Origin of the sequence: Acidovorax facilis, from assembly GCF_023913775.1 — a bacterium.
GTDB lineage: Bacteria > Pseudomonadota > Gammaproteobacteria > Burkholderiales > Burkholderiaceae_C > Acidovorax > Acidovorax facilis.
The window spans coordinates 1-11495 of sequence record NZ_JAMXAX010000165.1 but is presented as its reverse complement, the minus strand read 5'-3'; the positions used below and the strand labels follow the sequence as shown (position 1 = coordinate 11495).

Annotated in this window: 8 protein-coding genes and 1 pseudogene; 4 read left to right on the top strand and 5 right to left on the bottom strand. The window is 60.2% G+C overall.

Going from position 1 to position 11495, the window contains the following annotated elements; translation table 11 throughout:
• Positions 1-160: 160 nt before the first annotated feature.
• Positions 161-616: pseudogene (locus tag NFX52_RS27135) on the top strand (DDE-type integrase/transposase/recombinase); the annotation flags it as partial.
• Here NFX52_RS27135 and NFX52_RS27130 read toward each other — a convergent pair.
• From NFX52_RS27130 to glmS, 5 genes are all read right to left on the bottom strand, one after another.
• Positions 592-1995, bottom strand: coding sequence for a DEAD/DEAH box helicase (locus NFX52_RS27130; protein ID WP_162239743.1), 1404 nt, complete (start codon positions 1993-1995; stop codon positions 592-594). The pseudogene NFX52_RS27135 and the gene NFX52_RS27130 sit on opposite strands and share 25 nt — an antisense overlap.
• Before the next feature lie 86 nt (positions 1996-2081).
• Complete coding sequence (locus NFX52_RS27125) at positions 2082-4040, bottom strand: hypothetical protein (protein WP_202907121.1); 1959 nt, start codon at positions 4038-4040, stop codon at positions 2082-2084.
• Positions 4034-5998 carry a hypothetical protein gene (locus NFX52_RS27120; RefSeq protein WP_055394645.1) on the bottom strand — a complete coding sequence of 655 codons (1965 nt, stop codon included), beginning with the start codon at positions 5996-5998 and terminating at the stop codon, positions 4034-4036. The genes NFX52_RS27125 and NFX52_RS27120 overlap by 7 nt, the downstream gene beginning before the upstream one ends.
• 15 nt (positions 5999-6013) lie before the next feature.
• Positions 6014-6640, bottom strand: a complete 627-nt coding sequence (locus NFX52_RS27115) for a hypothetical protein (protein WP_055394647.1) — start codon at positions 6638-6640, stop codon at positions 6014-6016.
• A gap of 813 nt (positions 6641-7453) precedes the next feature.
• Positions 7454-9367 carry a glutamine--fructose-6-phosphate transaminase (isomerizing) gene (gene glmS, locus NFX52_RS27110; protein ID WP_055394673.1) on the bottom strand — a complete coding sequence of 638 codons (1914 nt, stop codon included), beginning with the start codon at positions 9365-9367 and terminating at the stop codon, positions 7454-7456.
• 140 nt (positions 9368-9507) lie between these two features.
• Here glmS and NFX52_RS27105 point away from each other — a divergent pair, with 140 nt between their 5' ends.
• The 3 genes from NFX52_RS27105 (at position 9508) to NFX52_RS27095 (ending at position 11431) form a co-directional block, all read left to right on the top strand.
• Positions 9508-10017 carry an Lrp/AsnC family transcriptional regulator gene (locus tag NFX52_RS27105; RefSeq protein WP_055394649.1) on the top strand — a complete coding sequence of 170 codons (510 nt, stop codon included), beginning with the start codon at positions 9508-9510 and terminating at the stop codon, positions 10015-10017.
• A 104-nt stretch (positions 10018-10121) separates the two neighbouring features.
• Positions 10122-11108 carry a DnaJ C-terminal domain-containing protein gene (locus NFX52_RS27100; protein ID WP_055394651.1) on the top strand — a complete coding sequence of 329 codons (987 nt, stop codon included), beginning with the start codon at positions 10122-10124 and terminating at the stop codon, positions 11106-11108.
• Positions 11105-11431 (top strand): MerR family transcriptional regulator, encoded by a 327-nt coding sequence (locus NFX52_RS27095; protein WP_055394653.1) that lies wholly within the window; start codon positions 11105-11107, stop codon positions 11429-11431. Before NFX52_RS27100 ends, NFX52_RS27095 begins: the two co-directional genes overlap by 4 nt.
• Positions 11432-11495: the final 64 nt, after the last annotated feature.

Genomic DNA, 11495 nt, shown 5'->3' with positions numbered 1-11495 from the left:
CGCGTTGCTCAAGAGGCTGGACAAAGCCATCGGTAAGTTCTACGACGGCGGGGACGCGGTTGACGAGATCAACGGCTGCTGAAGGGAGCCGACATCGCCGTCAAGGTGGCATGGCTGGCCGCTTACGCTCAACTCAAGATGCCTCGGCTGGACGCTTACCGTCATCGACGTGTTTGCCAGGCGCATCGTTGGGTGGCGGGTGAGCAGTTCAATGCGCACGGACTTTGTTCTCGACGCCCTGGAGCAAGCCCTCTATGCCCGTCAGCCTGAGCGCGATGGCAGTTTGGTTTGTCACTCCGATAGAGGCTCGCAATACGTCAGCATTCGCTACACCGAGCGACTGGCGGAAGCTGGCATCGAGCCTTCGGTGGGCAGCAAGGGCGACAGCTACGACAACGCCCTGGCCGAGACCATCAACGGCCTGTACAAGGCCGAGTTGATTCACCGCCGGGCTCCATGGAAAACCAAGGAAGCAGTCGAGTTCGCCACGCTCGAATGGGTATCGTGGTTCAACCACCATCGCCTGCTCGAACCCATCGGGTACATCCCACCTGCTGAGGCTGAGGCAAACTACTACCGGCAACTCGCCAGTCAGGCCACTGCGGAAGTGGGCTGACTTAAACCAAACAGCCTCCGCAGAAACCGGGGCGATTCAGCGTCGGTCAGGTTCAGGCTGTCAGTACAGTCTTCGACATACTCGGCCATCTTGAACCCAGCCCCTACCGCACGGACCAGGACGCTAGGCGCTATGAGCACCTGAGGATCACGTTGAAGCTCGTCAGTTCGGAAGCGTCGACGGAACCGGCCATCGAAATACTCAATGTCCGGCTGCTCATTGAGCATGCTCTCCACAAATTCCCGATAGCGCTCCGGAGACTGCATGTCCGCATCCTTCTCGAACGCACGATAGGCGTCCCATCGGTCGGCAACCTCGAACTCAACGGGCGCAAGAAGCAGCGCTTCCCGTCCCTGCTTATCAGACTTGTGCTTTCGAATGATTCGACCGATCTGCTGCACTAGCTTACGGTCATTGTTGACCGCACAGAAGAAGGCCAAGCAGCAAAACCGATGATCGTCGAGGCCCTCGGTAAGTTTGTTCTGATGCACCCAGATCGTCGCGGGCGTGTTTAACAGCGGCACATCTTTGATCAGTCCAGACTTACTCAGGCCATCGAAATTCTCATGGATACCGATCGCATCGAGCCCCGCGCTTTGAAGAGTGGCCACGACGACCCTGATGTCCGCTGCGCTCGCGCAGCAGATGATCGCCCGAGGACTGCTGCTGACAAGCTCGCCCGATGATCTGGCGCGATTCCAGACAGCAACAAACTCACGCGACAGGCTCGCTAGATCAGCAGAGGAAGCCAATGGCTGAATGTTCAGAGGGCGGATGATCCCCTGCGCTTCCGCGGCCTCGTGAGTGAACTGAAATACTGCCCGGCTAGTGTCGCGAATTCTGAAGAGCTTGAGATCGTTCCGGTACGGCGTGGCTGTGAGAAGCACAGGCGGCTTCTTAAGGCCTTTCACAGCCTTGCCCCACTCGAGCGCCGGCTCGTAGTGACATTCATCGACGAAGACCACGTCAATGGACGCTGCCAGCGCTGCGTAAACATTAGGCCTTTCGCGGCGCAGCTCAGTCAAGGTCGCAAACGTGCAAACGAGAACGCTGGCCGCGGTCTTTATCTCGTCTTCAGCGGTCGAAGGCAGGATGGACACAACCTTCTTAGTTGGGGCAACTTCCCCGATGCTCCCCCAGAAGCCATGCCTCAGCGCCTCGACCATCTGATCGCGGAGGTTGGCCCAAGGCGTCAGCACCAAAGTGCGGCCAGTTGCGCTTAGCAACGAAAGGCATGCGACCACGCCCGTCTTGCCGGTCCCTGTCGGCATGCGAACCAAGCATGGGTCCGAATTTGAACGCAGATGATCAATTATGAAAGACAAAGCACCACGTTGATGCGCCCAAAGCTTCAATGAGCCTGGAATATCCTGAAACACGCTTCCTCCGATCGGACACAGGCCTAGGCCTGAAAAACCTTCATCCCCGGCCTAAGAAAGATCTGCGGCCAAGCGTTTCACTACTCTCACCTCGAAAGTGCACTCGGCACCTTCCTACGCCCTGGCACCTTGGCGATCAGAACCAAACGTGGCGTTGACTCAGCAGTCCGCTGCACAGCCTTCATCTCGAACAGGTTGGCTATGTGACTCGTACCCTCTCGATTGGGAGTGGCAAGATCAAGAACCAACAGCACTCCTAGGCGGATGCTCACGTTCTGGTAGTCAGTTGTCTGCGCCGCGTACGCTTTGGCCAAAGAATCAAAAGAGCAGTCCGACTCTTCACGCTTGACTTCAACGATCAGGCGCTCCGGCCCAGACTTCAATCGCACATCCGCCCTGCCGCTTCCGACATTCGTTGGCTCAAGGTCTGTCCCCGCAGCGTTCGTCGAAATCCATCGAAAGAAGTCATGCTGCAGCTCATCTTCGTGAGGCAGCGAACCATCAGAGCGCTCAAACAAATATGCTCCGCCCGGATCGGTCCCCCTGCTCAATTCAAGACGGTTGAAGACGAAACGAACGAGCCAGAGGAGAACGACATTGAAGAGGCGCGCACCGTTGGCATTCCCTTTGTAGTCAGGATGCGTTCTTGCAACTGTGCAGCAAGCCTCCACAACCTCAATCTCCGCGCCGGTCAAGTTTTCCAATTGCAGATCAAGCACACTGCGTACCACTGAAGCGAGCAGTTCCCGCTGTGCTACGGGGATCTTCGATTTGGCAACCATGGCGGCGAGCGACGCGTAGTCGTTCGCCGCCTCACCAGGGTTTCGATGAGGACTCCCATGCTCCAAAAGAGCGTCGATCTGCCCAACAAGCTGCTTCGCTTCAGCCGCCCAATCGTGGCTCGCATTCATTGCCAACCAAGTCCGCACTTGGTGGGCAAGGCCGGCATGTGCGGCAAGGCGCTGGCCAATGCGAGGTCTGACCACCGACTCAACTCCCCCCTGCTGCGTCCGACGCAAGATCGACCGACTTGCGGTGTAAACGGATAGCAGACCTTGTTCTATGACAACTGCTGGGTAGTACCAGCTGGGCTCTTCAAGCCGTTTTGACAGACTCACTAAGGTGCTTGCTAGGGCGCTCCAGCAGACGCCTTGATGGAATCTAGACCCTAGCCATTCTGGGCCCGCTTCGTCGGAGTTGACCAGGAATGCGAACGCTTGCTGCTCCACAGCGACAGCCGCGGGTCGGAAGGAGGCGAGCTCATCGCCGCCGCCAAAGTCCAACAGCACATCCAAAGTTCCGCGATAGAGCGCGGCTTCCGCGTTTCCATCCGACATCTGCTCGGATTCAGCGAACCAATGTCTGGATCGCCGGAAGGCGTCCATAGCTTCGGGGTCAGCAGTGAGGTCGAGCGCCTCTGAAAGCGAAGCCATGCCAAGTTCAAAGGTCGCATCAGCGCAGACTCTCTCGAGCGGAACGAGCTCATGCAAGACTTTCAACAGGTCGGCTTCGCGCCAATACGAGTAGGCAACCCCGATGATCTTCGCTGCATGTCTCAAATACTCAGGGTCATCGTCCTTTGAGAGGCCAAGAAGAAGGAGAAGCAGCTGCAGTTGTCTAGTTCGCTTCGATGAAGACCATCTAAATGCACCTTCTAGCGCGGCAGAGCGCAATAAACTCTTTCGTGCCGTATCTCGCTTGGCCGCCTTGTTAAGAAATATCTCGAAGCAATCATCGTCGATCTCTCCAGGCAGCGGGCGGTACGCGTCGAGGACGTCGATAGCCTCCACCAGCACAAAGTCCGTGTCCGCCGCCTCAAGCAGGTCGCGGACGACCTGCCGATACACGGGCAGCTGGTCATCCGGTGCGGAACGCCAGTCCTGTAGCAACGGTTCAAGCAGCTCGGCCATGATTGGCGACGCGCCGAGGGCTGCGGCCTCCTTCGCCACAGCCTTTACCCCACCGAGATCATCCAGACTCCAGTTATGCCCTCGCGCGACGAGCTCAAGAGCCCTTGCTTCCATTGAATGCACGGCAATCACCACAGGAACTGCTCGCCAAAGGCTTCTTTGCGGCGATCCTTTGGGACATGACTAGTGATGGCCGGAGAGGAGATTCCCGCTACGAAGACTTGAAGGTATGGCAGCTTGGACGCGATCGACTGAAGGCCTGACACCAAATGATCTACATCCTCTGGCGCTACCTCTTGAGCGCCCGGAGAATCGATCATTAGAAGACCAGGGTGCCGACCAACACCTCTCGTCTCGGCAACCTCGATCATTGCAAGCACCGTGGCGACCTTCAGTCGAAGCTTCTCTCCATCCGTAACTTTGCTATAGCTCGTCGGCGTGCCTCCCTTAATAAGGGACAGCGACGCGTTTCCCTTCAGAGTCGCTGCAGACAGATTCTGAAGTCCAAAGTCTTTGGCGTACTCGATCAAGCGCTTCGAAACGTCCTCGAGTAGACCGTCGCGAAGTGACTTAACTCGCGTCTCCGTCTCGGAGACGAGCGTGCTCAAAACCTTTAAATCGCTGCTACGGTCTTGGATTTCTGTGGCAGGTAGTGACAGCGCTTCTTCAAGCCTGCCTTCCAAGACGGCTACAGCCATCGCGGCATCTTGCCGCTGTACTGCCGAACTCAGCGCCTGAGTATGTGTGGCCACCTGTGCGTGAAGGTCTTCCGCCTTTGCACCAAGAGCCTTGAGCTCGTCTTCTTCTTCGCGAAGCGCGTCGCGCGCACTTTTCACAGCAGTAGCCGAAGCCGCGGCTCGTTGCTGCAGTTCCGCCTTTCTCGCTTCGCCATCTTCTGAAGACTCCACAGACTCACCACAGACTGAGCAAGCATGAGTTGATTGCTCGAGCGCCTTCTTTGCCTTGGATATCTCGTGATCACAGCGCGGGCAGCACTTAGGCTCAAGACGGCGGAATACAGCAACAGCCGACGTGGCGTCTAGATGCGCTTGCAGATCGCTGCGGTCTTCTTGATTCGCCATAAGGAAGTCGCGAAGCGCCGCGCGCGCCTCCGCTGCACGGCCCATCGCAGCCTTCTCATCCGACCGCACTTTAGACAGTTCGACAGTTGCCGCACGAATTGCATCCCGAACGGCCTGGTCGCTTGGGATCCCCGCCAATGCTGCTCGCTTCCCTTCAAGCTGACTTCGAATGCTCTCAACACGAGCAGCTGCTGCTGCCTGATTCGCGGCGCTCCTTCGATCCGCCGCCTGGACGCTCTGCTCAACCGCCTGCAAAGCAGCCTTACCTGCTGCCAGAGTTGAAACCCAAGGGACGCCCAAGTACATCTGCATCAGTCGAGAGGTCATCCCGCCGGTTACTGGCATATCTCCCAGGAGCACCTCATAGCTAGTGCCGATGAACATTGCTCCAGAGAAAGCGACCCAGCTATGAGTGACAGCTTGTCCGCCATCGTCCTCGGCCTTTCGCCAAGTCGAAATAGGCTCCATCGCAAAAGCGCGCATGAAAAAGTCGGCCATCACAGCTTCAAACTCGCCATCGGTGGAGAATTCGGCAAGCACCGTCTTACACGGCTCGCTTCCATACGAATCGGCTCGAACGCGGCACAGCTTACCTTCTAATTTGCCTTGCGTACGTATGGCAACTTCGTACTGGTCGTCGTCGAGAAGGAACCTCAGTCGAACTTCATGAATCCACCGTCGCACATCCTCTTGCAGGTTGTCGGACGGCCGCCCTCTTAGCACCCATCTCACTATCTCAATGATCGTGGACTTGCCGCGAAAATTCTTCTGAGACAGCATCGCCCAGAGTCCATGCGTGAGATCGCTCCAAAGGAATGTGAATGGCCCAGCACCATCAATGCCTTCCTTTGCTCCGGAAAACTCCAGTTCGTTGAGGATCAGCCGCCGCGGTTCTGCAAGCACGGGCGAGGCCTGGATACGATGGGTCGCGAGCAGTTTCTCAACGGCAGAGACAGCGACTTCTGCCTTCGTTGCTATGGCTTGGAGCCACTCCTCTTTCTGCTGTGCCATACAGCCTCCCTGGTTTTATGCCGTTAGCTCGGCGAGGCGTTTTCGAACTTCATCCGCGATGGATGGAATAACCTCTTTCAACTTTGTCGACGCATAGCTAGTGCGCAGGTACTGCTTCTGCTTCAAAGCAGCACCGCCTGCGTCTCCGGCCACCTTGGCAACTAGCTCCGCCCTCTGCGCGTACCACTGCAAAATCGGCTGTTGCTTTGTCGCATCCGAGCAGAGTTCAACGCCAGAGTTGGTGATGAAAAAGATGGTTTCTAAGACCTTGCTGTTCGTTCCCTTGCTGCCCGTGATGCGCACAAGATCACGTGAACGTAACAATGAGAGTGCATCGTCAAGGCGCTCGTACGCTCCGAAGAAGTAGCGAACCATCGGGACGCGACGTAAGTCGGGTTCTTCGTTGTCGAAGATTTCCTGGGCCGCACCTAGGCACGTCTTGTCCTGTGTGTGAAGGAAGAGATCAATCAACTCCGCAGCCAAGTAGTCCGGATTTCGCATCCAGAAGTCAAACGCCTGGAGCCTCGCTTCACCCTTAAAGACCAACGCGGCGCCCGTATGCTCCGGGTCAGCCGCGCTGCCGCCAGCATTCAGCAGGAAGAGGAGTCGCAATGCGTCGCGATGAGGAGAACGTACGGCCATCTACGTCACCTCCTGGCCGCACTGCGCAGCGCCGGGAGGCTACGCCCCCCCTTAAGCAGCGACGCGGCAGGACGAGGTCCGCGCTGACAAACAGAGCGCCACTCTCGCGCTCGAATGAGGACAGAGGTAAGGTTACCCCCAGCCGAACCAATGACAGGTCGATGCAGGATCATGGGCCTCAATGCGCGAGCTCTTCTCACCCGCGTTGTGATCTTTTTTCGAGCCCAAGGGACAGTGGCTTCCTCCTGGCGGCAGCCAGCTCGTCTCAATGACCTCCCCTTGCGAATGCTCTGCAGCATGCCTCACTCCCACGCGCTCCAGCACTGCTCTAGTGGCTGATGGTACGGCAGAGTCCAATCCCTATCATAGCGGCCGGCTGCGCCAACACGATGCCGGCACTGCGGTCGAACGCCTAGTTCCCCGGACGAATCAGCTGGTCGGAGTCGGCGGCACTCAATGACCGATCTCCGTGGATGCTGCCGCTCAGCTCCTGGTCCGCGAGCGTCTCACATCAGCCTCTTGCAGTCATCGGAGCGTTTAGGGGCTGCTCGGACCGCAAGAACTTCTGGAAAAACCAAAGAAAAAGAGCGCTCAAACTGAGCGCTCTTTTATATATAGCAACAAGCCCAAACAGGGCTGCGATTTGCTTCGTATTTCTAGGTCGTCTTTACCTGTCAAGCTCGAGTTTACGACTTTACTGTTACAAATGACCACCCCGCAAACCCGCATGAATGCTGGAGGCTTGTTTACGACTTTATTTGCGTGTTTACGACTTTAATTACCCAGAATATTAAAAATCCCCCAGCCAGCGTGTCACTCCACCGTGACACTCTTCGCCAGATTTCTGGGCTTGTCCACATCCGTCCCCCGCGCACACGCGGTGTGGTACGCCAGCAGCTGCAGCGGCACCACGTGCAGCAGCGGGCTCAAGGGGCCGTAGTGCTCGGGCATGCGAATGACATGGATGCCGTCGCTGCTTTCGATGCGGGTGTCGGCGTCGGCCAGCACGTAGAGCACGCCAGCGCGCGCGCGCACCTCCTGCATGTTGCTCTTGAGCTTTTCGAGCAAGGTGTCATTCGGCGCCACGGTGACTACGGGCATGGCACTGGTCACCAGGGCCAGGGGACCGTGCTTGAGTTCACCGGCCGGGTAGGCCTCGGCGTGGATGTAGCTGATTTCCTTGAGCTTCAAGGCGCCTTCCAGCGCAATGGGGTAGTGCAGGCCTCGGCCCAAAAAGAGAGCGTTTTCCATCCGGGCAAAGTCTTCGGCCCAACTGATGATTTGTGGCTCCAGCGCCAGCACAGCCTGCAAGGCCACGGGCAGGTGGCGCATGGTTTTGAGGTGGGCGGCTTCTTGCTCGTCGCTCAAACGACCTTTGGATTGGGCCAGCGCCAGCGTCAGTAAAAACAAGCCTGCCAGCTGGGTGGTGAAGGCCTTGGTGCTGGCCACACCGATCTCGACACCGGCGCGCGTGATGTACGCCAGCTTGCATTCGCGCACCATGGCGCTGGTGGCCACGTTGCAGATGGTCAGCGTGTGCTGCATGCCCAGGCTCTGCGCGTGGCGCAACGCGGCCAGGGTGTCAGCGGTCTCGCCAGACTGGCTGATGGTGACAACCAGGGTACGTGGGTTGGGCACGCTGGTGCGGTAGCGGTATTCGCTGGCCACTTCGACTTGCGTGGGGATGCCCGCGATGTCTTCGAGCCAGTATTTGGCGGTGCAGCCGCTGTAGTAGCTGGTGCCGCAGGCCAGGATCAACACGCTGTCGATTTCCTTGAACACGCGCCAGGCGGCGGCGCCAGGTTCGCCATGCTGGCCCGCGCCGTCGAACAGCTCGGGCACGATGCCAGCCAGACCTTCGAGCGTGTCGGCGATGGCACGCGGTTGCTCGAAGATTTCCTTTTGCATGTAGTGGCGGTAGGGGCCCAGCTCGGCCGCGCCGCTGTGGGCCAGCACGGTGCGCACGGGGCGCTGTTCGGACGTGAGTGCGGCACCGTCCTTGCGCACGATCCAGTAGCGGCCCAGCTGCAGGTCCACCAGGTCACCCTCTTCCAGATAAACGATCTGGTCAGTGACGCCCGCCAGGGCCATGGCATCGCTGGCCAGAAAGTGCTCTGCGCCCCCGTTTCCAACCCCCAGGATCAGCGGCGAACCGGCGCGTGCACCCACCACGCGGTGCGGTTCGTCCTTGTGCATCACGGCGATGGCGTAGGCGCCATGCAGCTCGGCCACGGTGGCCTGCACGGCGTCGAACAGGTCGCCGCTGTAGTGGCTGTCCACCAGGTGGGCGATGACTTCGGTGTCGGTCTGGCTCACAAACACATAGCCGCGTGCCTGCAGCGCCTTGCGCAGTTCTTCGTGGTTTTCAATGATGCCGTTGTGCACCAAGGCTACTCGGCCTGCGCTTTGGGCCTGCGCGTCTGCGCCAGTGCCGTGGCTGAAGTGCGGGTGGGCGTTGTGCACGGCGGGCGCGCCATGGGTGGCCCAGCGGGTGTGGGCAATGCCGGTGGCACCGTCGATGTGTTCGGTGGTCACCTGCTCCAGCAACTCAGCCACGCGGGCGGTGCTGCGGGCGCGCTGCAGGCCCGCCGGGCGCGCTGCATCGAGGCTGGAGGCATGTACCGCCACGCCGCAGGAGTCATAGCCCCGGTATTCAAGCCGCTGCAGGCCCTGGACGAGGATGGGAACGATGTTGCGCGTAGAGACCGCGCCGACGATGCCGCACATGGTGTTTGCCCTTGGGTTGGATTCGATGGGGCGGATCGTAAGCAGCATTGAGAAAAATTATCGATTGATATTTCAATGAAATTGAACTTAAATTTCACAAAACACAATTCATGAAATTTTTATTCAATTTATAGAAAATCATGGAATCCATATCACTCGACAGCACAGACTTGCAGCTGCTCAACCTGCTGCAAACCGACGCGGCGCAGAGCAACCAATCCCTGGCCGAACAGGTGCATGTCTCCCCGCCCACCTGTCTGCGCCGCGTCAAGCGCCTGCACGATGCCGGTCTGATCGAGCGCCAGGTGGCCATCCTGCAGCCCGACCGGCTTGCGGCCATTCAGGGCCACGGGCTGGCCTGCATCGTCGAGGTGTCGCTGGACCGCCAAGGCGCCGAACAGCTTGACGCGTTCGAAGCCCGCGCCGTGGCCGACGACGCCGTGCAGCAATGCTGGCGCGTATCGCCCGGGCCGGACTTTGTGCTGGTGGTGCACACACGGGACATGCCGGGATACCTGGCGCTGTCGCAGCGCCTGTTCACGGGCGATGCCAATGTGCGCAACGTGAAGGCCTTCTTTGCAACCCGCAGGGCGAAATTTGGCACAAAAGTGCCTCTAGCGCTTGATCAGAAAGCGCAAGCAGCTATTTAATTTATAGCGAATGGTTGACAGCCCCTTTGCATGCGGTTGTCCCAGTCCTCTTGCCTTCCCGCCGCATCGGCATAGAGTGGTTGGACACACAGGAGCCACGCCGCATGGAGTTCAAGGACTACTACCAGACGCTGGGGGTCAGCCCCACCGCCACGGCCGACGAGATCAAGAAGGCCTACCGCAAGCTGGCGCGCAAATACCACCCCGACGTGAGCAAGGAGCCCGACGCCGTGGCGCGCATGACGGCGGTGAACGAGGCCAACGCCGTACTCTCCGACCCGGAAAAACGCGCCGCCTACGACCGCCTTGCGCAAGAACCGCGCATGCAGCCGGGGCAGGACTTCCGCCCGCCCCCGCACTGGGATGCGGGGTTCGAGTTTTCGGACGGCGCGGGTGGTCCGGGTGGCGCACCGGGCGACTACAGCGACTTCTTTGAACAGCTGTTTGGCCGTGCCGCCCGGGCGCGTGGCGCAGGGCGCAGCGAACACACCAGCGGAAGACCACCCCCCACCCAGCGCGGCGCAGACCACCACGCCCGCATCGAGCTGGACCTGGCCGACGCCTACCAGGGCGCCGAACGCACCCTCACGCTGCAAAGCGCGCACCAGGCCGATGACGGATCGCTGGTGCGCGACGAGCGCCATCTGGCCGTCAAGATCCCGCAGGGCGTGCGCGAAGGCCAGCTCATCCGCCTGGCTGGCCAGGGCAGCCCGGGCTGGGGTGGCGCACCGGCGGGCGATTTGTTTCTGGAGGTGCTGTTCAAGCCCGACCCGCGCTGGCGCGCGGAGGGCCGCGATGTCTACCAGCCGCTGGTAGTGGCCCCCTGGGAGGCAGCCCTGGGCGCCTCGGTCGAGGTGGGCACGCCGGGCGGCTCGGTCATCGAGGTGGCGGTGCCCGCAGGCTGGAAGGCGGGGCGCAAGCTGCGCCTCAAAGGCCGGGGCATCCCGGGCACACCACCGGGCGACCTCTATCTGGAACTGCACATGGCCCTGCCACCGGCCACCACCGATGCCGAACGCGCTGCGTACGCCGCGCTGGCCCAGGCCTTTCCCCACTACAACCCGCGCGCTGCGCAAGGAGCCCAGCCATGAGCGCCCACTCCCCCACGCCCCCCGCAGAACTGCTCGACGATGGCAGCGCCGCCCTCACGCTGGACGCCCTGGCCCGCGCCTGCCGCATGGATGCCGAATGGGTGGCAGCGCGGCTGCAGGAGGGGTTGCTGCAGGCTGGCACCGAAGGCGAAGGCGACCGCTCGGCCTGGCGCTTCAGCGGGGCCACCGTGGTGCGCGCCCGGCGCATTGCCCACCTGGAACTCACCTTCGACGCCGACCCGCACCTGGCCGCGCTCACGGCCGACCTGATCGAAGAAGTCACCAACCTGCGCCAGCAGCTGCGGCACCTGAAAGGCCGTTGAACGGCGCTGAGCACGACGGGACGCCTGGGGGCCACGCCGCAGCACCTGGTCATTTCATGCTGGC